22 protein-coding genes and 1 pseudogene are annotated in these 26,216 nt (G+C 73.4%); 11 read left to right on the top strand and 12 right to left on the bottom strand.

Going from position 1 to position 26,216, the window contains the following annotated elements:
• The first annotated feature begins 138 nt into the window (after positions 1–138).
• Genes GR130_RS09065 through GR130_RS09075 form a run of 3 tightly spaced genes read left to right on the top strand, consistent with a single transcriptional unit; the run spans position 139 to position 2,490 of the window.
• Complete coding sequence (locus GR130_RS09065) at positions 139–939, top strand: GNAT family N-acetyltransferase (protein ID WP_201304844.1); 801 nt, start codon at positions 139–141, stop codon at positions 937–939.
• The gene (locus GR130_RS09070) at positions 936–1,823 is read left to right on the top strand and encodes a lysophospholipid acyltransferase family protein (protein WP_201304845.1); all 888 of its coding nucleotides are present in this window, start codon (positions 936–938) and stop codon (positions 1,821–1,823) included. Before GR130_RS09065 ends, GR130_RS09070 begins: the two co-directional genes overlap by 4 nt.
• On the top strand, positions 1,816–2,490 hold the full coding sequence (locus GR130_RS09075; protein ID WP_159504217.1) for a DedA family protein: 675 nt from the start codon (positions 1,816–1,818) through the stop codon (positions 2,488–2,490). Before GR130_RS09070 ends, GR130_RS09075 begins: the two co-directional genes overlap by 8 nt.
• Before the next feature lie 22 nt (positions 2,491–2,512).
• Here GR130_RS09075 and GR130_RS09080 read toward each other — a convergent pair whose 3' ends face one another.
• From GR130_RS09080 to glnII, 4 genes are all read right to left on the bottom strand, one after another.
• Entirely contained in the window at positions 2,513–3,139 is a 627-nt protein-coding gene (locus GR130_RS09080; protein WP_159504218.1) for a winged helix-turn-helix domain-containing protein, read from the bottom strand.
• Between the two features lie 246 nt (positions 3,140–3,385).
• Positions 3,386–4,132, bottom strand: coding sequence for a rhomboid-like protein (locus GR130_RS09085; protein ID WP_236572958.1), 747 nt, complete (start codon positions 4,130–4,132; stop codon positions 3,386–3,388).
• Between the two features lie 19 nt (positions 4,133–4,151).
• On the bottom strand, positions 4,152–5,057 hold the full coding sequence (locus GR130_RS09090; RefSeq protein WP_159504219.1) for a DUF6891 domain-containing protein: 906 nt from the start codon (positions 5,055–5,057) through the stop codon (positions 4,152–4,154).
• Between the two features lie 152 nt (positions 5,058–5,209).
• The gene (glnII, locus tag GR130_RS09095; RefSeq protein WP_159504220.1) at positions 5,210–6,229 is read right to left on the bottom strand and encodes a glutamine synthetase; all 1,020 of its coding nucleotides are present in this window, start codon (positions 6,227–6,229) and stop codon (positions 5,210–5,212) included.
• A gap of 457 nt (positions 6,230–6,686) precedes the next feature.
• On the opposite strand from glnII, the gene GR130_RS09100 reads away from it, so the two are divergent.
• The 3 genes from GR130_RS09100 (at position 6,687) to GR130_RS41540 (ending at position 11,689) form a co-directional block, all read left to right on the top strand.
• Positions 6,687–8,318: an AMP-binding protein gene (locus GR130_RS09100; protein WP_159504221.1), complete on the top strand. Its 1,632-nt coding sequence runs from the start codon at positions 6,687–6,689 to the stop codon at positions 8,316–8,318.
• Between the two features lie 125 nt (positions 8,319–8,443).
• Positions 8,444–8,716, top strand: a complete 273-nt coding sequence (locus tag GR130_RS09105) for a hypothetical protein (RefSeq protein WP_159504222.1) — start codon at positions 8,444–8,446, stop codon at positions 8,714–8,716.
• A 222-nt stretch (positions 8,717–8,938) separates the two neighbouring features.
• The gene (locus tag GR130_RS41540; RefSeq protein ID WP_159504223.1) at positions 8,939–11,689 is read left to right on the top strand and encodes an MDR family MFS transporter; all 2,751 of its coding nucleotides are present in this window, start codon (positions 8,939–8,941) and stop codon (positions 11,687–11,689) included.
• Between the two features lie 228 nt (positions 11,690–11,917).
• On the opposite strand, the gene glnA is transcribed toward GR130_RS41540, so the two are convergent.
• Complete coding sequence (glnA, locus tag GR130_RS09115; protein ID WP_159504224.1) at positions 11,918–13,327, bottom strand: type I glutamate--ammonia ligase; 1,410 nt, start codon at positions 13,325–13,327, stop codon at positions 11,918–11,920.
• 258 nt (positions 13,328–13,585) lie between these two features.
• On the opposite strand from glnA, the gene GR130_RS09120 reads away from it, so the two are divergent.
• The 3 genes and pseudogenes from GR130_RS09120 to GR130_RS41785 form a co-directional block, all read left to right on the top strand.
• Positions 13,586–14,053 carry an RDD family protein gene (locus tag GR130_RS09120; RefSeq protein ID WP_201304846.1) on the top strand — a complete coding sequence of 156 codons (468 nt, stop codon included), beginning with the start codon at positions 13,586–13,588 and terminating at the stop codon, positions 14,051–14,053.
• Positions 14,054–14,782: 729 nt separating this feature from the next.
• Positions 14,783–15,400, top strand: coding sequence for a hypothetical protein (locus GR130_RS09125; protein WP_159504225.1), 618 nt, complete (start codon positions 14,783–14,785; stop codon positions 15,398–15,400).
• A 48-nt stretch (positions 15,401–15,448) separates the two neighbouring features.
• A pseudogene (locus tag GR130_RS41785) lies at positions 15,449–15,592 on the top strand (IS701 family transposase); the annotation flags it as partial.
• Between the two features lie 445 nt (positions 15,593–16,037).
• On the opposite strand, the gene GR130_RS09130 reads toward GR130_RS41785, so the two are convergent.
• The 4 genes from GR130_RS09130 to lipB all read right to left on the bottom strand — a co-directional run bounded on the left by GR130_RS09130 (position 16,038) and on the right by lipB (position 19,148).
• Positions 16,038–16,742 (bottom strand): DUF4191 domain-containing protein, encoded by a 705-nt coding sequence (locus GR130_RS09130; RefSeq protein WP_159504226.1) that lies wholly within the window; start codon positions 16,740–16,742, stop codon positions 16,038–16,040.
• 10 nt (positions 16,743–16,752) lie between these two features.
• Positions 16,753–16,968, bottom strand: coding sequence for an SCO2195 family GlnR-regulated protein (locus tag GR130_RS09135; RefSeq protein ID WP_159509851.1), 216 nt, complete (start codon positions 16,966–16,968; stop codon positions 16,753–16,755).
• Positions 16,969–17,190: 222 nt separating this feature from the next.
• The gene (lipA, locus tag GR130_RS09140) at positions 17,191–18,135 is read right to left on the bottom strand and encodes a lipoyl synthase (RefSeq protein ID WP_159504227.1); all 945 of its coding nucleotides are present in this window, start codon (positions 18,133–18,135) and stop codon (positions 17,191–17,193) included.
• Between the two features lie 188 nt (positions 18,136–18,323).
• The gene (lipB, locus tag GR130_RS09145) at positions 18,324–19,148 is read right to left on the bottom strand and encodes a lipoyl(octanoyl) transferase LipB (protein WP_236572959.1); all 825 of its coding nucleotides are present in this window, start codon (positions 19,146–19,148) and stop codon (positions 18,324–18,326) included.
• A gap of 312 nt (positions 19,149–19,460) precedes the next feature.
• Here lipB and GR130_RS09150 point away from each other — a divergent pair, with 312 nt between their 5' ends.
• The gene (locus GR130_RS09150) at positions 19,461–20,918 is read left to right on the top strand and encodes a regulator (protein ID WP_159504228.1); all 1,458 of its coding nucleotides are present in this window, start codon (positions 19,461–19,463) and stop codon (positions 20,916–20,918) included.
• Positions 20,919–20,977: 59 nt separating this feature from the next.
• Here the strand turns inward: GR130_RS09150 and GR130_RS09155 are convergent, their stop codons facing one another.
• The 3 genes from GR130_RS09155 to GR130_RS09165 form a co-directional block, all read right to left on the bottom strand.
• Complete coding sequence (locus tag GR130_RS09155; protein ID WP_159504229.1) at positions 20,978–22,252, bottom strand: FAD-dependent oxidoreductase; 1,275 nt, start codon at positions 22,250–22,252, stop codon at positions 20,978–20,980.
• A 174-nt stretch (positions 22,253–22,426) separates the two neighbouring features.
• Positions 22,427–23,320 carry a TIGR01777 family oxidoreductase gene (locus GR130_RS09160; RefSeq protein ID WP_159504230.1) on the bottom strand — a complete coding sequence of 298 codons (894 nt, stop codon included), beginning with the start codon at positions 23,318–23,320 and terminating at the stop codon, positions 22,427–22,429.
• Positions 23,321–23,369: 49 nt separating this feature from the next.
• On the bottom strand, positions 23,370–23,888 hold the full coding sequence (locus GR130_RS09165; RefSeq protein ID WP_159504231.1) for a DUF4240 domain-containing protein: 519 nt from the start codon (positions 23,886–23,888) through the stop codon (positions 23,370–23,372).
• 218 nt (positions 23,889–24,106) lie between these two features.
• On the opposite strand from GR130_RS09165, the gene GR130_RS09170 reads away from it, so the two are divergent.
• The gene (locus GR130_RS09170) at positions 24,107–26,002 is read left to right on the top strand and encodes a hypothetical protein (RefSeq protein ID WP_159504232.1); all 1,896 of its coding nucleotides are present in this window, start codon (positions 24,107–24,109) and stop codon (positions 26,000–26,002) included.
• The last annotated feature ends 214 nt before the right edge of the window (positions 26,003–26,216 follow it).

Genomic DNA, 26,216 nt, shown 5'->3' on the forward strand with positions numbered 1-26,216 from the left:
GAGCCTCATCCGCACGCTCCCTGGGCTTCACGTGCCCGGCCGCCGCACGCGGGGACAGTCTGCCGTGTAGGAGAACGCCAGGTCATTGGGTATGTGCACCCCGACGGGGTGTAACCAGCAGCACCTACGGAGGCTCTGATGAGCATGGCACCCACCGCGTCCGCCGGCAGCCCCGGACTCACCTCTCCCACCGCGGACGCCGCGGCCACGGACGCCGCCCCCTCTCCCGACTACACCGCCGAGATCGCCGACACCCCCGACCGGATCCGGGCCGCCCAGCGCCTCCGCCACCAGGTCTTCGGCGAGGAGATGGGCGCCGCCCTCGACACCCCCCTCCCCGGCCACGACATCGACGCCGTCGACGACCTCGCCGACCACCTCGTCGTCACCCACACCCCCACCGGCGCCGTCGTCGGCACCTACCGGCTGCTGCCCCCCGGGCGCAGCCAACGCCTCTACTCCGACGGCGAGTTCAACCTCTCCGCCCTGAACGCGCTGCGCCCCTCCCTCATCGAGGCCGGCCGCTCCTGCGTCCACCCCGACCACCGCGGCGGCGCCGTCATCAACGTGATGTGGGCCGCCCTCGCCCGCTACACCCTGCTCTCCGGCCACCGCTACCTCGCCGGCTGCGCCTCCGTCCCGCTCGCCGACGGGGGCACCGCCGCCGGACACGCCTGGGCGCTGGCCCTCACCCGCTACCCCGCCCCGGCCGGGCTCCGGGTCACCCCGCACCGCCCCTGGCGCCCCACCGGCCCGCTGCCCGAGCGCCCCTCCCTCGCCCAGCTCCCGCCGCTGCTGCGCGGCTACCTCCGGATCGGCGCGTGGATCGGCGGCGCCCCCGCCCACGACCCGGCGTTCGGCACCGCCGACTTCTTCGTCGTCCTGGACATGGAGCGCCTCGGCGACCGCTACCGCCGCTTCTTCCTGGGGGACCGGTGAACGGCCCCTGGGACGTCCGGTCCGTCTGCACCCCGCACTGCGCCGGCCACGCCGCCCCGCGCGTCCCGGCCCGCGAATCCGCCCGCCGCGCCGCCGCGTTCGCCACCGCGGTGCGCCGCGTGCTGGCCGACGGCGACCTCCTGGCGGATCCGGTACGGCTGCGCGCGCACGCCCGGGCGCTGCTGGCGGCGTTGGGGATCGAGGCGGAAGGGGTGGACAAGCTGGCGGCTGCCGGGACGGGAGCCGGCGGCCCCGGTACCCTCACCGTCCTCAACCACATCTCCTGGCTCGACATCGTCGCGCTGCTCGCCGCCGAACCGACGACCCTGCTCGCCAAGCGCGAGGTCGGCCGCTGGCCGGTCGTCGGCGGCCTGGCGCGCCGGGCCGGCACGCACTTCATCGACCGCACCAGCCCCCGCAGACTCCCGCACACCGTACGGGAGTTGTCCGACCTGCTCGCCGCCGGCCGCTCGGTGGCGGTCTTCCCCCAGGCCACCACCTGGTGCACCGCCGACCAGGGCGCCTTCCGCCGCGCCACGTTCCAGGCCGCCCTGGACGCCGGCGCACCGGTCCGCCCGCTGACGGTCAGCTACACCCAGCAGGGCCGGCCGAGCACCGTGGCCGCGTTCTGCGGCGACGACACCTTCGCGGCCTCCCTGCGCCGCGTCCTGACCGCCCGCGCACTGGCCGTACGCCTCACCGCCCACCCGGCGCTGCCCACCGCGGGCACCGCCCTGGACCGCAGGGAACTGGCGGCCCGCGCCGAACACGCCGTCCTCGGCCGCGGCACCGTGCGGCCGGCCGCGGCGGCGATCCGGCCGCCGCGGCTCGCGCCGCAGGCCCCGCCGCCGACCACCGGCCCGCCCCTCCGCCAGCATGCCTGACCGGTTCGCCCCCGTCCCCGCGACCCCGCTCGCCTTCAGCCTCTTCGACCAACTGGACCGCCTCACCGACCCGTTGCACGCCCTGCTCGGCTCCCCCTGGCTCTGGCTCGCCGTCCTGCTGATCGCCGGGCTGGACGCCCTGCTCCCGTTCATGCCGAGCGAGACCACCGTCGTCCTGGTCGCCGTGCTCATCGGCCCCGACCTGCCGCCGCTCGCCCTGCTCGCGGGCGTCGCGGCGGTCGGGGCGCTGGCCGGCGACTGCCTCGGCTACGTCGTGGGCCGCCACGCGGGCCCGCGCGCGATCGCCCTGCTGCTGCGCGGCGAACGCGGCCGAGCCCGCCATCTGCGCGCCCGCGCCCTGGTCGAACGGCACGCCGCCGTGCTGATCGTCGCCGGCCGCTTCCTCCCCGGCGGGCGGGTGGTCGCCACCCTCTCCACCGGCAGCGTCCGCTTCCCGCCGCGCCGCTTCGTCGCCCTGGACGCGCTGGGCGCGGGCATCTGGGCGCTGTTCAGCACGGCCCTCGGCGGCCTCGGCGGCGCGGCGCTCACCGACTCCCCGGTCAAGGGCCTGCTGCTGGCCTCCGGCGCCGGGCTGCTGGTGGCCGCCGGGGTGTCCACGCTGCACCGCCGCTGCCCGCTCCCGCGGGGCGGCGGTGAGGGGGCCTGAGCACCCTCACCGGCCGCCGCGCCTAGGCGCTTGGCACGTACTTGTACCCGACCCGCCGCACCGTCACGATCGACGACCGGTGCTCGGCGCCCAGCTTCCGCCGCAGCCGGGCGACATGGACGTCGACGGTGCGCCCGTCGCCGACATGCCCGTACCCCCACACCGTGGTCACCAGCTGGTCGCGGGTGTGCACCCGGTGCGGATGCGCGACCAGATGGGCCAGCAGCTCGAATTCGAGGTACGTCAGGTCCAGTTGCCGGCCCCGGACCTGCGCGGTCCGCCGCTCGGGGTCGATCCGTACGGTCTCGTCGCCGGTCCACCCCGGCGGTGCGGGGTCGGCGGGCGGCTGTGGGGCGGGGGCCGCCTCGGCCGGGACGAGGACGAGGTAGCCGACCATCGGCGGCTGGCCGGGCAGCGCGGGCAGGCTGTGTTCCGGCGCCGGGAGCCAGGTGGCGCCGGAGTTCAGCAGCTCGGCGACCTGCTGCGCACTGTGGCGCGGCGCCGCGGCACCCGGGGCGGCGGCCGGGCGGGCGGTGCTCCCGGCGGTGGCTTCGTCGGAGGGCACCGCGCGCAGCCGGTGGCGCTGGTGCGGCGGGTGCGGAACGGCGGCCGTGGCGGAACCGGCGGGAACGGTACGGAGATTCGTCATCGGAAGTCAGCTCTTTCGCGCAGGGGATCGTCGGGGGACGTCGTGCGCGCGGGCAGGGCTGGAGACACCGGTCAGCGGTGTCGGGAGGAGAGGTGCGGGCCCGCGCTCAGTGCGCGCGGCAACACAGACGGTCGAAAGCGTGCGCCTGCCGGGACGGCCAGAAAGGCTCAAGGTCGCTGCGACCCGTCGCGGTGTCGGTAAGGCTGGCCATGGACCTATTGAACCAGACAGCCGTTGTTCTGTCCTTCACACCACCTCCGCGGTGACGCGATCCCGCCGCACGCCGGCCGCACCACCCGCGGGACCGGCCAGGTCCCGCACCCGACTGCCCTTCCCCGCACCGGAGTTGCCCCTCAGGGCCGCCCCGAGGCGCCGTGCGCGGTGGCCGAAATCCGCCCCCGCGATCCCGGTGGCGCCCATCGCCATCCCGAGCGCCAGCGCCGCCAGATGCCCCGCGTCCGTGAACGTCCGGCCGCGGCGGACCACCGGCACCGCGGCCGGCACCAGCAGTGCGCCGACCGCCGCCAGCCGCGCGCCCCGGTGCGGGACCGTCGCCGCGAGGGCGCCGAGCGTGGCACAGAAGCCGTAGCTCGCCCCGACGTCGACGGCCCGCGCGGTGCCGCCGGAGCAGGAGCCCCGCCGGGCGCGCAGGCCCGCGTACACCAGCAGGCTGGCGCCGACGTGCCCGGCCGCGAACACCCCCGCGGCGCGCCCGGCGCCCCAACGGACCTCGGCCGTACCGAGGGTGGCCAGCAGCGCCGCGCCGTACACCGCCGGCAGCGGCTCCTCCACGAACGCCGCGCTGGTGGCGAGGGTGCCCCACCGGCCGGCCCGCAGGTTGGCGACATTGGTGGAGTGCGCGCGCAGCAGCTCCGCACGCCGCCGTCCCGGCAGCCGGCCGGTGGCATACGCCCCGAGCTGCACCACCCCCACATACAGCGGTGCCGCCCACGGCAGCGCCCCGCGCCGCACCGCTCGCCCCCGCGTCCCCACGCCGGTCCCTCCGCTCCGCTCAGTTCCCCGCCGGCAGTCGCCTGCGCCAGTCCAGCGGGGTGATCTCGACGACCGTGTCCGGATCGCCGTCCCACTCCACCGTCAGACCGACGCCGGTCAGCGCGTCCGCCACCGTCCGCCCGACCTCGGCGCGGTCCGCCCCGCCATCCTCGTACGCGCCGTACCGCACCGAAAGACCGTGTCCCCCGGCCGCGGCGGCGGTGTCCTGCTGGTGGAAGAAGACGAAGCCGCGGTCGGCCTCGGCGCGCTCGGCGCCGATCTCGCCGAGCGCGCAGTTGCTGCAGCAGGTGAAGTGCATCCGGGCGGTGAGCCCCTGCGCGTCCAGCGCGGTGAACGCCCGCTCGACCCGGTCGGCGTCGGTCACCTCGGGCCACTCCGCCTGCTCGGCCAGCCGCCGCTCCCACACGGCCGCGACGATCCGCCGCGCCTCGTCCCGGGTGACCGGCGTCTCCTCGGGATCGAAGGCGTCGCACACGCCCTGCACGACGTCCTCGAACGTCCAGAAGCCGGACCGGATGTCCTCAAGGGCCTGCTCCTCGGCCTGCTCGCGGGTCTCCGGGTCCAGACCGGGCGTGGAATACAGGTCCGCCGGGCGCCAGTCGAGCGCCGTGCGCCAGGTCTCGGCGCCGCGCGCCCACGCCAGGAAGACCGCTATCACCTCGTCGGCGTCGGCGGTCTCGGCCGTGAAGTGCCGGTCCGGGCCGCCGTCGCGGAACTCCACGGCGAACGGCCCGTCGCCCTCCCGCCAGGTCTGCACGAACACCTGGTCCTCGTCGGGCAGCCGCTCGACGACGACGAAGTGGTCGTCCTCGGCGCCGATCCGCCGCAGCAGGGCGGTCAGTTGGTCCGCGGTCGGCCGCGCGACGGCCGGCCCGCTCTCGGTCTTGGCGGTGATCGCAAGCATGACCCCAGCGTGCCACCCGCCACTGACAGCCGGCCCCGCGCGCCCGCGACCGGCGACCGACCGGCGCCGGGTGGTGCGGGCATGCGACGGGGCCGGACCCGCCGGGTCCGGCCCCATCTCACGCCTGCGCCACCGCGGTTCGGGCGCGGGCGTCACACCTGCTCGCGGCGCTCCAGCTCCGTGCAGCAGGTGTCCACGATCAGCCGCGTCACCACGTAGGGGTCCACGTTCGCGTTCGGCCGCCGGTCCTCGATGTAGCCCTTCTTCTCGACCTCGACCTGCCACGGGATGCGCACCGAGGCGCCGCGGTCGGAGGGGCCGTAGGAGTACTGGTCCCAGGGGGCGGTCTCGTGGGCGCCGGTCAGCCGCTCCTCGATACCGGTGCCGTACTCGCGGACGTGCTCCAGCGGCTTGCCGTCCGCGCCCAGCGCCTCGCAGGCGGTGATGATCGCGTCGTAGCCCTCGCGCATCGCGCGGGTGGAGAAGTTGGTGTGCGCGCCCGCGCCGTTCCAGTCGCCCCGGGCCGGCTTGGCGTCCAGCGACGCGGAGACGCCGAACTCCTCGGCCGTACGGTGCAGCAGCCAGCGCGCCACCCACATGTGGTCCGCGACCTCCAGCGGCGGCAGCGCGCCCACCTGGAACTCCCACTGGCCGGGCATGACCTCGGCGTTGATGCCGGACAGGCCGAGGCCGGCCGCCAGGCACAGGTCGAGGTGCTTCTCGACGATCTCCCGGCCGAAGATCTCGCCGGCGCCGACACCGCAGTAGTAGCCGCCCTGCGGGGCCGGGAAGCCGCCCTCGGGGAAGCCCAGCGGGCGCTCGCCCTTGAGGAAGGTGTACTCCTGCTCGATGCCGAAGATCGGCTCCTGCGCGGCGAACCGCTCCGCCACCGGGCGCAGCAGGGCCCGGGTGTTGGAGGAGTGCGGCGTGAGGTCGGTGTTCAGCACCTCGCACAGCACCAGCAGGTGGTCACCGCCGCGGATCGGGTCCGGGCAGCTGAACACCGGCTCCAGCACGAGGTCCGAAGAGTGGCCTTCGGCCTGATTGGTGCTGGACCCGTCGAACCCCCACCGCGGGAGCGTGGAACCGTCCGCCAGGATCTTGGTCTTGGAACGGAGCTTGGCGGTCGGCTGGGTGCCGTCGATCCAGATGTACTCGGCCTTGATGGTCACGGGGTCCTCTTATACGGGTCGGTGCGGGTACGCGTGCGGGCGTACCGCTGCACTCTCGCAACAGGCCGTTTCCCGTCCGTTGCCCGTATGTGAACCGCAGGTTACCCAGTCGGGCATCCTCTCATTCCACGGGAATTCACCATATATCAACCGGCCTTTCCGAACTCCCGTACACCGCCGCCGAATTGGCGCCTGCCGGTCTGCCGGCCTGCCCGCGGCGCGGCACCCGCCCGTAAGTGCGGCGGGTGCCGGCAGGCTCGGCTCGCCGCCGGGCGGGGCCCCGGGCCACCCCATGCCCCACCAGCCCTCACCACATGGCGATACTGGTCATGTTGCAAGGCAGGAACGCACCGGCCTGCCGCCGGAGGCGCCGGAGGCCGCCCGCACACGGGCCCCGTCCACCGGTACCCGCCCCGGCCGCACCCGCCCCTCTCCGCCCGCACCGAAGGAGCCCCGCATGGCAGCCGGCCCGGCCCCCGCCCCCGCCTTCACCAGCTACGTCGACATCGTCCTGGGGTCCCTCGCCCGCGACCCGGCCCGCGCCGTCCTCACCCCCGCCGACGGTCGCCCCGACGTCACCGCCGGCGCCTTACACGCCACCGTGCACCGCATGGCCGCCGTCCTCGCCGGCCACGGCATCGGCCGCGGCGACACCGTCTCCCTCCTCAGCGGCAACCTCCCGGAGGTGCTCGCCGCCCGGTACGCCGCCAACCTCATCGGCGCACGGGTGGTGTTCCTCTACGACGGCATGGCCGCGGAGACCCTGGCCCGTATCGCCGAGAGCGTGGAGACCGCGCTGCTGGTGGTCGACCCGGCGCTGTGCGACACCGCCCGCGCCCTGCTCGGCCATCTCACCGGCCCCCGCCCCCGGGCCATGACCCTCGGCCCGCTGCCCGGCCCCTCAGGGGAGCAGGCCCCGGGCTCCGCTCCCGATACGCCCGGCGACCGGGCGCCCCTCGGCCCCGACCTCCTCGCCGCCTGTGCCGCGCTCCCCGCCACCCCCACCGTGGCCGCCGCCGCCCGCCCCGAGGACGACTGGTGCATCCGCCACACCGGCGGAACGACCGGTATCCCCAAGGGAGTCCGGATGGCCCACGCGCCGTTCGCCGGGATGCTCGGCGGCCTCCGCCTGGAAGGCGCCGGCGACCCGCCCCGCCTCCTGGCCTGCACCTCGCTCGCCCACCTGGCGGGCATCATGGCCGACATCACCCTCGCGGCAGGCGGCAGCGTCGTCCTCCACCGCCGCTTCGACCCCACCGCCGTCCTGGCCGCCATCGCCCGCGAGCGCATCACCCACCTCTGGCTGCTGCCCCCGCTCCTCTACCGCCTCCTCGACGACCCCACCCTCCCCACCACGGACCTCGCTTCCCTCACCCGCATCACCTACGGGGGCTGCGTCGCCTCCCCGTCCCGGATGCGTCGCGCGGCGGAGGTCTTCGGGCCGGTCCTCTACGGGTGGTACGGCCAGTCCGAGGCGATGTCGATCACCGAGGCGGGCCCCGCGGACCACACCGCCCTCGCCGCCGACGGCCCGATGACCGTCGGCCGCCCGCTGCCCGGCGTCACCCTCGCCATCCGCGACGCGGACGGCCGGGACCTGCCGCCGGGAGAGCCCGGCGAGGTCCACGTGCGCTCCACCGGGGCGATGTCCGGCTACTGGAAGCAGCCCGAACTCACCGCGCAGGTCCTGCGCGACGGCTGGGTGCGCACCGGCGACGTCGGCCACCTGGACGCCGAGGGCCGCCTCTACCTCGTCGACCGCCTCAAGGACGTCATCATCGTCGTGGGCGGCCACGTCCATCCCGCGGAGATCGAGGACCTCCTCCACGCCCACCCCGCCGTCGCCCACTCCGCCGTCTACGGAGTCCGCACCCCCGACGACGCCGAGGAGGTGCACGCCGCGATCGTCCCCGCCCCCGGCCACTCCGCCGACGAGGTCTCGCTGTCCGCCCTCCGCGCCTACGTCACCGCGCACAAGGGCGCCCTGTACGCCCCCGCCGCGGTCCACGTCCTGGACGCCATCCCGCTGACCCCGGTGGGCAAGCCCGACAGGAAGCGCCTGCGCGCGACGGCCGCGACGGCCCCCTGAAACCCGCCCGCGCCACCGCCGCCCGCGGCCCTCAAATCCCGCCTGGCCAGCGGCTTTTGTCAGTGCCCGGCGGTAAAATGGGAACCAGTAAGTGAGGGTTCTCAACGCTCCAGGAGGTCTGCCGGATGGCCGCAGCCGCACTCATGACGAAGCCTCTCCCGACCCACCCGCTGCCCAGGAAACCGCTCCCCGCCGGATGGCCCCGTGAGCGGTACGAATCCCACAACCGCCGCCTGAAGGCGATGCGCCTGGCGATAGCCCTGCTCGACACCGGCGTCTACCGCCCCGAGCACGCCACCAACGGCAAGATCCGCACCACCGCCCTCGCCATCGGCGTCCACCGCCCCTCCGACACCACCTGCCGCCTGGTCCGCGCCCTGATCTACGACAACTGCTGACACCTGCCGATCGCCGCCGGCCCGGGGCTCCCCACGCCCCGGGCCGGTAGGTGTCCACCCCGGCCCCACGGCCGCCCTCGGGCGGCGGCGCAGGGGCGGCGGTGCGGCCGGTCAGCCCTCCGGCGGTGCGGCGATGCGGAGTCCGGGACTCCACGGAAGGAAGGACGACGAGGAAGCGCGGAATCCGACACCGCGGCCCGCGCCGTGGATTACCTTTCCCCCGTGGACCAGTTGATCTCCTCAGACCCGACGCACATAGGCCCGTACCGCCTGATCGCCCGCCTGGGCGCCGGCGGTATGGGCCTGGTCTATCTGGGCCGTTCCGAGGCCGGGCGGACCGTCGCGGTGAAGGTCGTCCAGGCCGAGCACGCACAACACCCGGAGTTCCGCGGGCGCTTCGCCCGTGAGGTGGCGGCCGCGCGGAAGGTGGGCGGTTCCTGGACGGCGGCCGTTCTCGACGCCGACACCGAGGCCGCCGTGCCCTGGGTGGCGACCCAGTACATCCCGGGGCCCGACCTGACCACGGTGGTGGCGAACGACTTCGGGCCGCTGCCCGACAACTCCGTGCGGGTGCTGGCCAACCGCCTCGCCCTGGCCCTGCAGGCGGTGCACGGGGCGGGCCTGATCCACCGGGACCTCAAGCCGTCCAACGTGCTGGTGACGGTGGACGGGCCGCGCGTGATCGACTTCGGTATCGCGCGGGCCATGGACAGCCTCGCCGGGGACAGCCTGCACACCCGCACCGGCATGCTGATCGGTTCCCCCGGTTTCATGTCGCCCGAGCAGGTGCGCGGTCTCGAACTCACCCCCGCCAGCGACGTGTTCTGCCTGGGCGCCGTGCTCGTCTACGCCGCCACCGGACGCCTGCTCTTCGGCGCCGCGGAGACCGGGCTGAACGCCCACCTCTTCCGGGTCGCCGAGGAGGAGCCGAACCTGACCGGCGTACCGGAGCCGCTGCTCGACCTCGTCCGCCAGTGCCTCGACAAGAACCCGGCCGAGCGGCCCACCCTCCAGCAGGTCGCCGCCCGCACGGCGGCCGACGCGCACGGGGACGCGGACACGGACGCGGACGGGGAATGGCTGCCGGGCGCCGTCCTGGCCCAACTCGGCCGTCACGCGGCGAAGTTGCTGGACTTCGCCCCCGAGACGACCGCCGGCACACCCGGTTCCGCGCCCGCCGACGCGCCGACGCCCGTCGCGGACCCGCGCATCCCCTCCGCGCAGCCACAGCCGCAGCCGACGGCACCCCCGCCGCCCGCGTACGCGCCCACCGCCCCGGCGCACGCCGTCCCCCCGCAGGGATTCGGACCGCCCCCGGGCATGGCCACCCCCACCTGGTCCGCGGCTCCGCCCGCACCGCCCGCGGCCTGGTCCCCACCGCCCGCGGCCTGGTCCCCACCGCCCGCGGGTTGGTCCCCACCGCCCGCCCAGGACTCGTCGGTCCCGCACCGTATGCGCTGGTGGGGCCTGGCGGTGGCCGCCCTCGTGCAGCTGATCGTGCTGCTCGACGCCACGTCCCTGCACATGGCGATGCCGGCGATCATGGCTGATCTGCACCTCCGCGCCACCGACCTGAAGTGGCTGTTCGCCGGCTATGAACTGGCCTTCGGCGGGCTGCTGCTGCTCGGTGGGCACCTCGCGGACCTGGTGGGCCGCAAACGGATGCTGGTCATCGGCCTGTCCGGTTTCGCGGTGGCCGCCGCGTTCGGCGGCCTGGCCGTCTCCTCCGGCATGCTGGTCGCGGCCCGCGCCCTGCAAGGCGTCTTCGCCGCGCTGCTGTCGCCGGCCGCACTGGCCCTGGTGGCGGCCGACTTCCCCGAGCCGAAGGCCCGCGGCAGGGCCTTCGGGATCTACGCCGCGATCGCCGTCGGCGGCTCGTCGGTGGGCCTGTTCGCCGGCGGCTGGCTGCTGGTGTCCCTGAGCTGGCGCTGGTGCCTGTTCGCCGACGTCCCCCTCGCCCTGATCGCCGTGATCGGCGCGGCCACCCTGGTCCACGACCGCCCCGTCCACACCGGCCCCCGCTTCGACGCCCCCGGCCTGCTGCTCGGCTCCGGCGGCATCGCCGCCCTCATCTACGGCTTCCAGCAGACGGGTTCGCGCGGCTGGACCGACCTCCTGGTGCTGGCGCTGCTCGCGCTCGGCACCGCCCTGCTGACCGCCTTCTTCTGGTGGCAGACCAGCGCGGCCACCGCGCTCCTGCCCCCGTACGCCATCAGGGACCGCGCCCGCGCCGGCTCCTTCGTCACACTCTTCCTGGCCGGCGTCGGCACGCTCGCCCTCTTCCCGACCCTGACGGGGTACCTGCAGAACATCCGCGGCTACTCCCCGAGCCAGGCCGCCGTGGCGATCCTGCCCACGGCCGTCGCCATCGTCATCGGCTCCACCCAGATCTCCGCCCGCCTGCTGCACCGCACCGCACCGCGCAACCTGATCGTGCCGGGCCTGCTGCTCACCGCGCTCGGTCTGGCGCTCCTGTCCCTCCTCACGCCCGACAGCGGGTACGCCACCCTGCCCCTGCCGGGCATGCTCCTCACCGGCCTCGGCCTCGGCATGGCCCTGATGCCGCTCCTCTCCCTCGCCACGGCCGGCCTCGCCGCGCAGGACTCCGGCGGGGGCGCGGCGGTGACCAGCACGGCCAACCAGGTCGGCGGGGCGCTCGGCACCGCGCTGTTCGGCAGCGTCCTGTCCTCGGCCATCGCCGCCCGCATGGAACGGGTACCCGGCCTCGGGCAGGGCTTCGCCGACGCGGCCCGGAACGGCCGGATCCTCAACCCGCGAGGAGTGCCACCACAGCTGGCGGCACACCTCACCAGGGCAACGCTGGGCGGCTACACCACCACCCTGTGGTGCTCGGTCGGCATCACCCTCCTCGCCGGCCTGGCCGCCGCCCTCCTCATCAGGTCCACCGCCCCCACGCTCCCCCAACTCCCCGAACCACCCCTCCCGCCCTACGCCCAGCCGCCCACCCACTGACCCGCCACCCCGGCGGCAGCACGCAACCACCCGAGAACCGCCCCCAAAGCCCCGCAGCCGTACGGACTTTCACCCCTCCACACGGCCCGACGGTCCCCGCCAGGCCACCTGCCCCTCCACCACCAGCACGAAAAGAGCCGCCGGCCGCGCCTCCCCGGAAGGGAGTACGCGGCCGACGGCCCAGAGACGGCCCAGGAGAGCGGAAACCCGCTCTGACCTGTGGCGTTCTTAGATGTCGAAGTACAGCTCGAACTCGTGCGGGTGCGGCCGGAGCTGGATCGGGGCGATCTCGTTGGTGCGCTTGTAGTCGATCCAGGTCTCGATCAGGTCGGAGGTGAAGACACCGCCCTGCTGGAGGTACTCGTTGTCGGCCTCAAGGGCGTCGAGGACGGCGGGGAGCGAGGTCGGGACCTGGGGGACGCCCGCGTGCTCTTCGGGGGCGAGCTCGTAGAGGTCCTTGTCGATGGGCTCGGCGGGCTCGATCTTGTTCTTGACGCCGTCCAGGCCGGCCAGGAGGAGGGCCGAGAACGCGAGGTACGGGTTCGAGGACGGGTCCGGGGCGCGGAACTCGACGCGCTTGGCCTTGGGGTTGGAGCCCGTGATCGGGATGCGCATGGCGGCGGAGCGGTTGCGCTGCGAGTAGACCAGGTTGACCGGGGCCTCGAAGCCGGGGACCAGGCGGTGGTAGGAGTTCACCGTGGGGTTGGTGAACGCCAGGAGCGAGGGGGCGTGCTTGAGGATGCCGCCGATGTAGTAGCGGGCGGTGTCCGAGAGGCCCGCGTAGCCCTGCTCGTCGTAGAAGAGGGGCGCGCCACCCTGCCACAGGGACTGGTGGACGTGCATGCCGGAGCCGTTGTCGCCGAAGATCGGCTTGGGCATGAAGGTGGCGGTCTTGCCGTTGCGCCAGGCGACGTTCTTGACGATGTACTTGAACTGCATCAGGTCGTCGGCGGCGGCGAGCAGGGTGTTGAACTTGTAGTTGATCTCCGCCTGGCCGGCGGTGCCGACCTCGTGGTGCTGGCGCTCGACCTGGAGGCCGGACTTCTCCAGCTCCAGGGAGATCTCGGCACGCAGGTCGGCGAAGTGGTCGACCGGCGGGGCCGGGAAGTAGCCGCCCTTGTAGCGGACCTTGTAGCCGCGGTTGTCCTCGCGGGCGCCGGTGTTCCAGGCGCCGGCCTCGGAGTCGATGTGGTAGAAGCCCTGGTTCGCGGAGGTCTCGAAGCGGACCGAGTCGAAGACGTAGAACTCCGCCTCGGGGCCGAAGTACGCGGTGTCCGCGATGCCGGTGGAGGCGAGGTACGCCTCGGCCTTCTTGGCGATGTTGCGCGGGTCGCGGCTGTACTGCTCGCCCGTGATCGGGTCGTGGATGAAGAAGTTGATGTTGAGGTGCTTCTCCTGGCGGAACGGGTCCAGGCGGGCCGTCGACAGGTCCGGGCGCAGCGCCATGTCCGACTCGTGGATCGCCTGGAAGCCGCGGATCGACGAACCGTCGAACGCCAGCTCCTCGTCCGGGTCGAACGCCGCAGCGGGGATCGTGAAGTGCTGCATCACGCCCGGCAGGTCGCAGAAACGGACGTCGACGAACTTCACGTCCTCATCCGCGATGAACTTCTTCGCGTCGTCGGCGTTCTGGAACATCCAACTCCTCCTAGCCCGGTCGGCCGGCCGGCGGACCCGGGGTTGCTACTCGGAGCGCGTCCATGTGCGGTGGCGCGCTTGCCCGACCATAGGCAGGCGGGATTTCCCAAGCATGACCCATTTGTTTCGCCGAGGTTAACCGGCGCGCTGTCGCCCCCGTCTCCCAGTGTGCGCCCTCGGAGCCCCGTCGAGCCGGTGTGCGAGGCCCACGGCAGCCCTCCGCGGAGGGAACGTATGCGGTCGCAGTACCGTGGACGGGTGGACAACAGGCAAGCAATGGGATCGTGGATCTCCGGGCCCCGTGCGGCAGCCGAGGACATGGGCGTCGACTTCGGTTACCGCGGGCAGCGCCTCGGGCTGCCCGAGGAGGGGCCGGGCTCGATCGCGCGGGTCGGCCGCCGCCTCGGCGCGCTCTTCATCGACTGGGCGCTGTGCCTGCTCATCGCGTACGGGCTGCTCAGCGGCGGCAAGACGCAGTCGGCGAGCAACTGGGCGCTGGTGGTGTTCGCCGTGCTCAGCGTGCTGACGGTCGGCACGGTCGGCTTCACACCGGGCAAGCGGCTGCTGGGCCTGCGGGTGGTCGCCGAGGGTGGCGGCCGGATCTCGCTGCCGCGGGTGCTGCTGCGCACGCTGCTGCTCGTCGTCGTTATCCCGGCCGTGGTCTGGGACCGGGACGGGCGGGGGCTGCACGACCGGCTGAGCCGTTCCGTGCAGGTGCGGATCTGATCCGTGGGCGCGGTGCTGATCGCCTGATCGCCGGCTCGGTTGGCCGTGTGCGGTGTGCCGTATGCCGCATGCGGTTCCCGTCGCAGGTCGCAGGTCGTGGGAGCCGTCGGTGCTGGAGGAGGGGGAGCGGCGGGTAGCTGCCCGGCTTCTCTCCTGGATGCGGCTCACCGGGATACGGCGAAGTGCTCTTCTCCCGGATACGGCTGGATGCCCGGATGCGGCTGTATACCCGGATACGGTGAAGCCCCGGAGCCAGCCTCCGGGGCTTCACCGTATTTCCGGCGCGTCGCGCGCGGTCAGCGCGTCTTGCCGCCGCCCTTGGGCATGCGCATGCCCTTCGACATCGGGCCCTTCGGCGGCGTTCTCCCAGGTGGCTCTTCCGCTCACTCTGCGCGTATAGCCCCTGACCTGGGGAAATGACGAAGAAGGTCAACGTACCTCGGCCCCCGTCCCGACCTGGTGTCGATGGCGGGGGCTGTGTTGTGCCGGAGGGGTAGCCGCGTGGATGCCTATCGGTTGCCCTGAGGACGCGCCAAGAAGTCATGAGCGCATCAATGTCGCCTCGGTGGTCGATGGTTGCAAGTCGAACCAATCTCCGAATTTTCTCTACGCCAGCCGAGTCAAGATCACCGAATCCGCGAATGTGGATGGTCGGGAAGTGTGAGAACTACCCAATGCGGAGTCGGCGTCTCAGCCGATCCGATCACCTCGACTACTAGGGAGGTTTCGATGGCCAGCAAGGTCGACGCGCTCGGCTGGGAGAACTGGGAGCGCATGTGGTTCTTCGTCGAGCAGGAATGCATCTTCTATAACGGCAAGCAGGGGACTGTCCGGGACCGCAAGAAGATCGGAGACATGTTCACTGCGATTCCTCAGTCGTTCCAGAACGGCATCGATGCCTTCGGGTTCGAGAACTGGGAGCGCCTGTGGTTCTTCAAGGGTGACCAGTACTGCTTCTACAACGCCAAGGCGCAGGAGGTTCGCGAGTCACGGAAGATCAAGGACCAGTTCACCAGGCTGCCGGACGACTTCAAGAAGGGGGTCGATGCGCTCGGGTGGGAGAGCTGGGAGCGTATGTGGTTTGTCAAGGGCGAGAGGATCGTGTTCTACAACGCCAAGGACAATGAGGTTCGGTCGGAGAATCTGCTGAAGCAGCAGTTCACCAAGCTTCCGCCCGCCTTCCAGAAGGGCCTGGACGCCTTCGGGTTCGAGAACTGGGAGCGCCTGTGGATGTTCAAGGGCGAGCAGTACTGCTTCTACAACGCCAAGGCGCAGGAAATCCGCGAGGTCAGGGACATCAAGGCCCAGTTCCCCGGAGTACTGGAGCCGCAACCGTATATGGCGTGACGGACGGGATTGAGCCTCGTTGGTGTGCCTGAGCACTGATGAGGTGACGAGCCACGTGAGCGGGCGCTGGATTGCCTGCGTTGGCTGCTGGCGCCACTGAAGAGGAACGGATGGACGCTGTCGGAGTAGGTCGGGCAGCTCCGACCGGACGGTGTCCAGCGCCTGCTCGACGACTCCGACGCCGATGCGGAGGGCCGGATCGGCTGCTCCGTGGTCAGCATTCGTCGACATCATGATGGCCGTCGCAGCCAAGAAGGCTGCTAAGGCGGGGCCCAGGGAGCAGAGGCCGAGGCTTCTGTCGACAAGGCCATCAAGTCGTCAGTCGAAGCTCTTGAGTCCTTGAAGAAGGAACGGGCCGAGCTGGAGGTGTGGCAGGCGGAGTCCCCGTCAGAAGGGCGGACTCGCGCCCAGAACGATTCTTGAGGCGTTTCTGAAGAAGGCCCGGACTGGAGCCGCCTGGTCCGAGTTGAACGCTGAGTACGGCTCTACGGGACTCATTGGGCACTGGAGGCGCGCTGGGTGGCCTGTGGCCGGTGGGCGCGCGTCATGGAGGCCCTGGAGGGCGTGGAGGGTGTTCCTGCCGCGCCGCGCTGGCCTCTCCCGCCATTGCGTATGACGGGAGAGGTGAAGCCGGGGGTCATCCTCGCGGCGAGCGTCCTCGCATGCCACGTCCAGGAATCGGGCCCTTCGGCACCGGCATGTTGCTCATCAGGTCGCCAAGTGCGCGCAGCCGGTCGTTGACCGCGGTGACCTGGGCGCCCGGCAGGACGCGCGGCAGCTTGAGCAGGTGGGTCCGCAGCTTCTTGAGCGGGACCTGGCCCTCGCCGTCGCCGACGATGACGTCGTGCACCGGGGCGTCGGCGACGGTGCGCGCCATCCGCTTCTTCTCGGCGGCCAGCAGGCCGCGCAGCCGGTTCGGGTTGCCCTCGCCGACCAGCACGATGCCGGCCTTGCCGACGGCCCGGTGGACCACGTCCTGGCTGCGGTTCATCGCGACCGCCGGGGTGATCGTCCAGCCGCGGCCGACGTTCTCCAGGACCGCCGCCGCCGCGCCGGGCTGGCCTTCCATCTGCCCGAAGGCCGCCCGCTCGGCGCGCCGTCCGAAGACGATCGCCATCGCGAGGAAGGCCAGGACGAAGCCCAGGACGCCTGCGTAGATGGGGTGGCCGATCACGAAGCCGATGGCGAGGAGAACGCCGAATACGACGATGCCCACGCCAGCGACGACTAGACCGACCTTGGAGTCGACCCGACGGGTCATCTTGTAGGTCAGGGCGATCTGCTTCAGCCGCCCGGGGTTCTCAGCGCCGGCAGCGCCGTCTGAGTTTGCCTTCCTCGCCATACAGCGAAGTTTACGTGGCGTGCGGACGACGGGTCGCCGCGGCCTCCAGTACGTACTGGGCGTCGGTCCGGTCCTTGGCGCGGCGGCGGTCCTCCAGGACCGACGTCCAGGCGTTGCGGCGGGCGGTGCGTTGGCCGCCGGCCAGCAGCACGGCCTCGACGGCACGCAGTGCACCGGTGACGGAGGGGATGGGGCGGGCGGTGGCGCGGAGCTGCGCGGCCTCCATGGTGATGGTCTCCCTCTGACGGTCGGACGGGCAGGAGCAGTACGTGTGGGAGGTGTCTTGCGGTGCGTGCATCCATCGTCACTGAAGGGTGTTACCAACGGATGACCTGCCGGTCAAACACCTATGAAACGTTGACGCGGCCCCACGCCCTCCAGCCTGGGGGAGTGCGGGCCGCGTCCTCACAGCATGTGCCACGTTTCACAAGATGGCGCGCCGGGCGCCTCAAACCGCCTGACTGGACGCCTCGACCTCGCGCCGCTCGACGGCCTGCTGGTAGAGGCGGCCGGCCCGGTACGAGGAGCGGACCAGCGGGCCGGACATGACGCCGGCGTAGCCGATCTCCTCGGCCTCCTCCTTGAGCTCCACGAACTCGGCGGGCTTGACCCAGCGCTCGATGGGGTGGTGGCGCACCGACGGGCGGAGGTACTGGGTGATCGTGATCAGCTCGCAGCCCGCGTCGTGGAGGTCCTGGAGCGCCTGGCTGATCTCCTCGCGGGTCTCGCCCATGCCCAGGATCAGGTTGGACTTGGTGACCAGACCGGCCTCGCGGGACTTGGTGATGACCTCCAGCGACCGCTCGTAGCGGAAGCCGGGGCGGATCCGCTTGAAGATCCGCGGGACCGTCTCGACGTTGTGGGCCAGCACCTCCGGACGGGAGGAGAAGACCTCGGCGAGCTGCTCGGGGACCGCGTTGAAGTCGGGGATCAGCAGCTCGACGCCGGTGTCGGGCATCGCGGCGTGGATCTGCCGGACGGTCTCGGCGTAGAGCCAGGCGCCGCCGTCCTCCAGGTCGTCGCGGGCGACGCCGGTGATCGTGGCGTACTTCAGGCCCATGGTCTGCACGGACTCGGCGACCCGGCGGGGCTCGTCGCGGTCCAGTGCCTGCGGCTTGCCGGTGTCGATCTGGCAGAAGTCGCAGCGGCGGGTGCACTGGTCGCCGCCGATGAGGAAGGTCGCCTCGCGGTCCTCCCAGCACTCGAAGATGTTGGGACAGCCCGCCTCCTGGCAGACCGTGTGCAGTCCCTCACTCTTGACCAGGCCCTGGAGGTGGTTGTACTCAGGGCCCATTTTGGCCCGGGTCTTGATCCACTCGGGCTTGCGCTCGATGGGGGTCTGGCTGTTGCGGACCTCAAGGCGCAGCAATCGCCGGCCGTCGGGCTTCGGCATTGACTGACCGTCGGGTGCGACTGCGGACACGTCGGCTCCCTAACAACTTCGATTCTTCGGCGTACACCAGGGTACGCCCGTCAAATCGCACGCATTTCCACGTGCGGGTGGTGCAGTGCCAACCTCGGAGGGGAGGGCGGCATTCCCGCGGCGGTGGCCGCGGGGTGGGGGCGGGCTGGGGGGCGGGCTCAGACGGCGCGGGGGAGGAGCTCGGCGTTCTCCAGGACGTCCCGCAGGTGGTGCTCGACGACCGGCAGGACCTCGGCGATGGTGATCTCGCGGCCCAGCTCGCCGGCGAGCGAGGCGACCCCGGCGTCCCGGATGCCGCACGGCACGATCTTGTCGAACGAGGTGTTGTCCGGGTTCACGTTCAGCGCGAAGCCGTGCATGGTGACGCCCTTGGCGACGCGGATGCCGATCGCGGCGAGCTTGCGGTCCTCGCGGCGCTGGCCGGCGTTGGACGGCGCGTACTCGGGGCCGTTCAGACGCGGGTCGAAGAGCTCGTCGCCGGTCCGCGGGTCGAAGTCCAGCTGGAGGCCGCCCAGCGCGGCCCGCTCCTCGGCCGCGCCGATGGCGTCGCCCAGGACCCATACGCCGCTGCGGCCCTCGACCCGGGTGGCCTCGACGCCGAACTCGGCGCAGACCCGGATCAGCGCCTCCTCCAGGCGGCGGACGTGCGCGACCACGTCGACCGGGCGCGGCAGCTTCTGGATGGGGTAGCCCACCAGCTGGCCGGGGCCGTGCCAGGTGATCTTCCCGCCGCGGTCCACGTCGACGACCGGGGTGCCGTCCAGCGGGCGCTCGTCGTCGGAGGTGCGCCGGCCCGCCGTGTAGACGGCCTGGTGTTCCAGGAGGAGACAGGTGTCGGGGACCTCGTCGGCGAACCGGGCGGCGTGGATCCGCCGCTGCTCCTGCCACGCCGACTCATACTCGACGGCGTCCGCCCCGAAGCCCAGATGCACAAAACGCAGCCCCTCGGGTGCGGGGGTCTCCCCCCGAGAGATCGCAGCCACGGCAGCTCCTCTTCGAACCTCTGTCGCAGTTCACTGCGACGTTTGATGCCACTTCTGATGCACTTCCGGTGCCTCCTGCGCCTCTGCAACTGTACGGCCGCCGTGCGCGCCCCCCGCAGGCGGCCGGTGCGCCGCCCGTCCGCTGACGCGCCCGTGCCCTGCTCACACGATCGGATGAACGCGGGGCGCAGGCCGCGAGAACGGCGCCGAAGGCCGTTACATTCACGCCGTTCCACAAGGGCGAAGAGCATGCCGGACAAGGTCAGTCGAGCCCGGCGGCCCGGCCCGGAAGGCAGGAGACCGGTAAAGCTGATGACGGAACGACCCCCGCACCACACGCCCAACCGCCAGCTCGCCGCGCTCATCGCCGAGGCGGGCTTCTCCAACGCAGGGCTGGCCAGACGGGTTGATCAGCTCGGTATCGAGCACGGCCTCGACCTGCGCTACGACAAGACCTCGGTGACCCGCTGGCTGCGCGGCCAGCAGCCGAGAGGCACCACCCCGGCACTGATCGCGGAGGTGTTCACCCGCCGGCTGGGGCGCCGGCTGTCCGCGCAGGACCTCGGCCTGGACGCCTGCGCGCCGGTGTACGCCGGGCTCGAATTCGCCTCGACCCCCAGCGAGGCGGTGGACATCGTCAGCGGGCTGTGGCGCAAGGACTCCGGCAGCCACGCCGAACTCCGCAAGATCGCCTTCACCCCGGCCGGGCTGGTGGTGCCCAGCCGGGACTGGCTGATCGGCCGCCCCGACGAGCGCGTCGCGCACGGGGAGCCGACCGCCGACGGCGTGGACCGGGTGCCCCTCCAGGGTGGCCGGATCTCGGTGCCCCGGCAGCGGGGGGCCGACCGCGTCGACCGCACCCAGGGCGGCCGGGTCTCCTCCGGGGACATCGCGGCGCTGCGCTCGGTCGGCGAGCTGTTCCGCGCCCTCGACCACGCCTACGGCGGCGGCCACGCCCGGCAGGCCCTGGTGCGGTATCTGGAGCACGAGGCCGAGCCGATGCTCCGCGGCACGTACGGGGAGGCCACCGGCCGGCGGCTGTTCGCCGCCGCCGCCGACCTGACCCGGCTGGCCGGCTGGACCTCGTACGACATCGCCGCGCACGGGCTGGCGCAGCGGTACTTCGTCCAGGCCCTGCGGCTGTCCCAGGCCGCCGGCGACCGGGCGTACGGCTCCTACGTCCTGGTGACGATGAGCCGGCAGGCCGTTTATCTGGGCCACGGCAGGGAGGCCGTCCAACTGGCGCGGGTCGCCCAGCAGGGCATCGGCAGCGGTGCCCCGCCCACCGTCCAGGCCCTGCTGCACGCCGCCGAGGCGCGCGGTCACGGCATCCTGAACGAGGTCCGGGCCTGCACCGCCGCGCTGGCCCGCGCCGAACGCGCCCTGGAGAGCGCCCGCCCCGGCGACGAGACCCCGTACTGGGCGCGGTTCTTCGACGAGTCCCAGCTCGCCGACGAGCTGGCGCACTGCCACCGCGATCTCCAGCAGTACCGCGCGGCCTCCCAGCACGCCGAGCGCTCCCTCCAGCTGCGCGCCGCCGGCTTCGCCCGCAGCCGGCTCTTCTGCCGGGTGGTGCTGGCCACCGCGCGGCTGGGCCTGGGCGAGCTGGAGCAGGCGTGCACTCTGGGCGCCGAGGCGGCCCTCCAGGCGTCCGAGATGCGCTCCGTGCGGGCCCATGAGTACGTCCGGGACTTCGAGCGCCGCCTGGAGCCGTACCGGGACGCGGCGGCGGTGCGCGGGTACCGGGACCGGGTGGCGGCGCTGGGTTGACCACGCCGACCCACGCCGTCGCGGACGGCCGGGCGGCGGACCGGGGCTCGCTCGGGGCCCTATGCCGCCGCCCCGACGGGGTCCGGTGCCGGGTGGGCGGGGAGGCCGAAGTCCTGGAGCAGTGCGCGGGCGGCGCGGCGGCCGGAGCGGAGGGCGCCCTGGAGGGTGCTGGTGTCGCGGTGGTCGCCGCAGACGTAGAGCCCGGCCAGTACCCGCACGGTGCGCTGCGGGTCGTGCGGCGCGGGCATCGCCGGTACCGCGTACGGGTTGTGATGGGCCGTCAGCAGCTGCCAGTCGTCGGTCCGGGCGCCGTGGATCCGGTCGAGCTGCGGCCGTACGGTCTTGTCGAGGACGGAGACCGGCAGCGACGCGGCGGGGCCCAGCACGGCGGTGGTGATCAGTGTCCGGCCCGGCGGCGTACGGGACGGGTCGATCGCGCCGGCGAGGTAGCTGAAGCCGATGGGGCCGTCCGTCGGCAGGATCAGCGCGGTGTCGCGACCGGGCGCGCCGCGGGTCCCGGCGGGGACGCCCGCGGTGTGGTGCAGCACGGTCACCGGGTGGAAGGCGGGCAGCCGCAGCCCCGGCAGCAGTTCGGCGGCGTCGCGCGCGCCGGTCGCCACCAGTACCGCCCGGCAGGGTATCCGCCCGTGCTCGCGGGTGCTGACGCCGTTGGTGGCGACGGAGGTGACCTGGACGGACGTCCGGACCGTACCGGGCGGCAGACCGGCCGCCAGCAGTTCCGGGACGGCCGAGGCGCCGCCGGCCGGCAGCGCCAGCCGCCCCTCCGCGAAGGCGCGCAGCACCTGGGCGGCCCCCCGGCTGGAGACCCGCAGCCGCGGATCGCACAGCAGCGCGCGCAGCAGCGGTCGCAGGAACGTGTCGTGGGTGCGCGGCGGGAAGGCCGGGCGGCCGGCCAGCGCGTCGCAGACGGAGCGGTCGGCGGACGGGGCAGCGGCGGCGGCCCGGTCCGTGCGGCGGTCGGCGCGCGAGAGGGCGCGCGCTGCGGACAGTGCGCCCCTTGTGCACCGCAGCGGGCTGATCCGCTGCGACCGCTGGCCGTTGTGGAGGGCCAGCCCGGACGCGAACGGGCGCAGCGCCAGCTCGCCCAGCCCCGGCGTACGGCGCAGCGCCACCGGGGAGACGGCCAGCGGACGGCCGCAGCGGTCCAGCCGGAAGCCGTCGAGCTCGTCGGTGGCGGACCGGCCGCCGACCCGTGGCCCGGCCTCCAGGACGGTGACCGAGACTCCGGCCCCGGTCAGATGGCGGGCGGCGGCGAGACCGGCCGGGCCGGCTCCCACGATGACGACGTCCACGGCCGATGCGGTGCGCAGCACATGCCCCTCCCGATGTCGGTCCCAGCGGCGGCGCACCCGTTCTCATGCCCGGTGCTGCCGCCGGGGATGCCGAGCGGTCTGTCCGAGGACCGTAGGGAGGCGGCGGGCCGGCCGACAGGGGCGCCCCGGGGGCGCACCGGCGCGCCCTGCGCCACGAGGTCCGTACGGCCGCTCCTACGACTGCTGTGCGGCCCGCACGGCGTCGATGATCCGCGGGTGCGCGAAGCCGAAACCGGAGTCCAGCAGCCGTCGCGGGACGATCCGCTGACTGCCCAGGACGTCCTCGGCGAACTCGCCCAGCACGAGCCGCAGCGCCGGTGCCGGGACGGTGAAGAGCGTGGGGCGGTGCAGGACATGGCCCATCACCGCCGTCACCTCGCGGTTGGTGACCGGCTCGGGCGCGGTGAGGTTGACCGGGCCGGAGAGCTCCTCGGTGGTGACGAGGTGGCGCAGCGCCGCGATGTGGTCCTGGAGGGAGATGAAGCTCCAGTACTGGCTGCCGTCGCCGAGCCGGCCGCCCAGCCCCAGCCGGAAGATCGGGAACAGCCGTCCCCAGGCGCCGCCCGAGCCCGCCACGACGAGTCCGGTACGGGCGAAGACCGTCCGGATGCCGGCGTCCGCGGCGGGCCGGGCGGCGTCCTCCCAGTCCACGCAGACCTCCGGCAGGAAGCCGCGGCCGGCCGGCCCGCTCTCGTCCGTGCGCCGGTCGCCGGTGTCGCCGTAGTAGCCGATCGCGCTGCCGGAGACGAAGACCCGCGGCGGGGTGTCCATCGAGGCCAGCGCGGTGGCCAGGGTCCGTGTGCCGTGCACCCGGCTGTCGCGGATCCGCTGCTTGTACGCGGCGGTCCAGCGGTGGTCGGCGACGCCCGCCCCGGCGAGGTGGACCACCGCCTCGCAGCCGGCCAGCCCGGCGGTGTCGACCTGCTGTCCCTCGGGGTCCCAGCGCACCTCGCCGGCCGCGCGCGGCGCCCGGCGGACGAGCCGGACGACGTCGTGGCCGTCCGCGCGCAGGGACCGTACGAGGGCCGTGCCGATGAGACCGGTCGAGCCGGTGATCGCGATGCGCATGGGGCCATACTGCCCGCAGTCGGCGACCGGCGCGCAGCGAGCCGGCCCACTAGCCCCGGAAGCGTTCCCAGAGGCGGGGGAATCGCTCGGCCAGCGCCGCGTCGTCCTCGAAGTCCACGTACGTGCCGACGGGTTCGGGCGGCGCCGGGGGCAGGCCCAGCTCGGGCATCACGGTGCCGGTCAGCTGCTCGTACGCCTCGTCGGCCGCGTAGCCCAGCTCCTCGGCGTCGCCGTCCACCTCCTCGTCGAAGTCGTCCAGCAGGTGGGCGAGGTGGTCCGGGTCGTGCAGCGCGCCCTCGAAGACCTCCCGCCCCTGGCCGATCAGCCAGCAGCGGAAGTAGTCGAAGACGTCGTCGCTCGCGCCGTCCAGCAGCAGCGCGGCGGCGGCCCACAGGTCCCAGGCGTACGCCCGGTTGTAGCGGGACTCGAAGTGGCGGGCGAAGTCCACGACGTCGTCCGGGTCGAGTCCGAGCAGCCGCTCGACCAGGGCGTCGGCCTGCTCCTCGGGGTCGCCCCCGCCGGCCTCGCGGGAACCGTCGACCAGTTCCCAGAACTCCATCTCGTCCATCACCGCTCCATGATCCGCCCTGCCGACCCGGCCCGCACGCGGAGTCCCCCGGATGCTGCGGGGTGCTGCACGGTCCGGTGAACCGTGGTGTCGGGAGCGGGGATCCGCCGGGTGACCGTGCCAAGCTTCCCTCGTTGTGCGGCTTGCAACGACGGCAGATCCTCCAGATCCCCCACAGCACTCCCCAATTTCGCGAAGGGCGCTTTCCAGCCATGCCCATGGACGAACGAACCCGGGCCGACGTCGAACGCGCCGAGGCGGCCATCGTCGAGCACTACCCACGGCTCGTCCGCCTCGCCTATCTCGTACTGCCACCGTCAATGGGCCGCCACCGCAAGGTGCTGACCGCGCACGGCCTGGTGCAGCGGGCGCTGCCGCGGCCCGGACTGCGCCGCCCGGCCGGTGCGCTGCCCGCCCAGCGCGGCGCAGAAGCCGGGGCCGGCTACGACCTGGTGCGCCGGCGGACCCTGGAGCTGGCGCTGGCGTACGAGAACCGCCAGGGGCTCGCCGTCCTGCTGCCGCCGGTGCCGTTCGTCTGGGGGCTGCGGCTCTTCCCGCGCGCCGGCGGCGCCGACGAACTCGCCCTGGACCAGGCGCTGTCGGCCGTTCCGGCGCCGGTACGGGCCGCCCTGGGACTGTGGCACCTGGAGGGGCTGGACGCGGAGGCGGCGCGCGCCGTACTGGAGCGGGCCGGGGTCCCGGACCCGGACGCGGCGCTGCGGGCGGCCGGGCAACTGGACCGGCAGACCGGGGCGCGGGCCGCGGCGCTGCTGAACTCCGGGGAGTTCGACCCCTGCACGGTGCAGGCCCGGCCGACGGATCTGCTGCGCCGCCGTCAGCGGGTGCGCGCGGCGGCCGTGATGGTGGCCGCCCTGGCGGTGGGCGCGGTCGCGCTGGCGCTGCCCGGCGGTGCCGGGGGAGACCGGGCCGCGACCCCCGCCCGGCAGGCCCTGGACCCCGGCCGGCTGCTGCGCGCCCCCAACGAGCAGTGGGCGAGGACCTCGCGGGTGGACTTCACGGCCTGGCCGCCGCGGGGCCGCGAGGCGGGCAACAGGGAACTGCTGGCGCGGGCGCTGCGGGTGTGGGCCGCGCTGCCCGCCGACGCCCGGATCACCACGACCCCCGGCACCTCCACCCGGCCGCCCGCCGAACCGCCGCGGCTGCTCTACGCGGGGCTGATCGACAACGTCATGGTGGTCGTCTTCCACGACGGCGAGCGGCTGGTGCGCTACGCCGAACCCGAAGGCGCCTCGCCCACCCTGCACTTCGCCCGGGTCGACGACGCGGACCTCACCTCGGGTGCCGGGCTGGTGATCGGCCGCGGCGACGGGTGGATGCGCTATCTGATCGCCCCGTGGGTCTCCGAGGTGGCGACGCGGGACCTGCTCGCCCCGGACGCCCCGCCGCACGGGCTGCACCTGGCCCCGGACGGGGTCACCGACCGCATCGCGACTCCGCCCGAGGCGGGCGGGACCTGCGGGCACTGGCCGGCGGCCGAGTTCCACTCGTCGCCGCGGATCGACGACAACCGCTCCTTCCTGGTGACCGACCTCGGCGAACTCGCGCCGGTGCATCTGACGTACCTGCCGCCGCCGTCCGCGGGCGGGGCCGGCTCGGGCGAGGCCACCGGTCCCGCCGCGCTGCACAGCTGGGCCCGCACCGCCTGCACCCTGCGGTCGCTGCGCGGCACCGGCGTACGGTCCGTCAACAGCTGGGCGTACGCACAGCAGGTCCTCCCGGAGAACGCCGGCACCGCGACCTGGGTCTGCAACCGTGCCGACACCTGGCGCGGACCCGGCCGGGCCATGGTCCAGTTCCAGCCGCCCGCCGGCGGGCCGAGGGACCCGGGGCGGATCACCGGCCGGGCGGTCGACACGGCGGTGTGCAGCCGCTTCGGCCGGCACGTCCTGAGCGATGTCCACTGGCAGGCGAAATCCGGGAAGTGGTACCTGCTCGCGGCGGGCAGCAGCCAGGTCGGCGGTATCGACGTCACGGGCGGCGTCCGGGCCAGCGCCGAGGCGCCGACGCTCGCCGTACCGGCCGCCCAGGACGCCCGGGCACAGGTCGCCGGCCGGCTGCGGGACGGCGGGAGCGTGCGCGCCCTCCGGCCGTGAGCGGCGGCGGGCCGGAGGGACATCAGGCGAGGAAACCGGCGAGGAAACCGGCGGGAAATCCGGACGGAGGGTGTCGGGATTCGCTGTCAGGGTCGCGGCGTACGGATGCGGGACACCTGACAGCGAGGAGTGGCGAACGTGGCGCACAACGAACCGGCGGCCCAGCGGGAAGCGGCGGAGCGTACGGGAGCGGCGCGGCGAACGGAGGCGGCGG

This window comes from Streptomyces sp. GS7, assembly GCF_009834125.1.
In the GTDB taxonomy this organism is placed as follows: domain Bacteria; phylum Actinomycetota; class Actinomycetes; order Streptomycetales; family Streptomycetaceae; genus Streptomyces.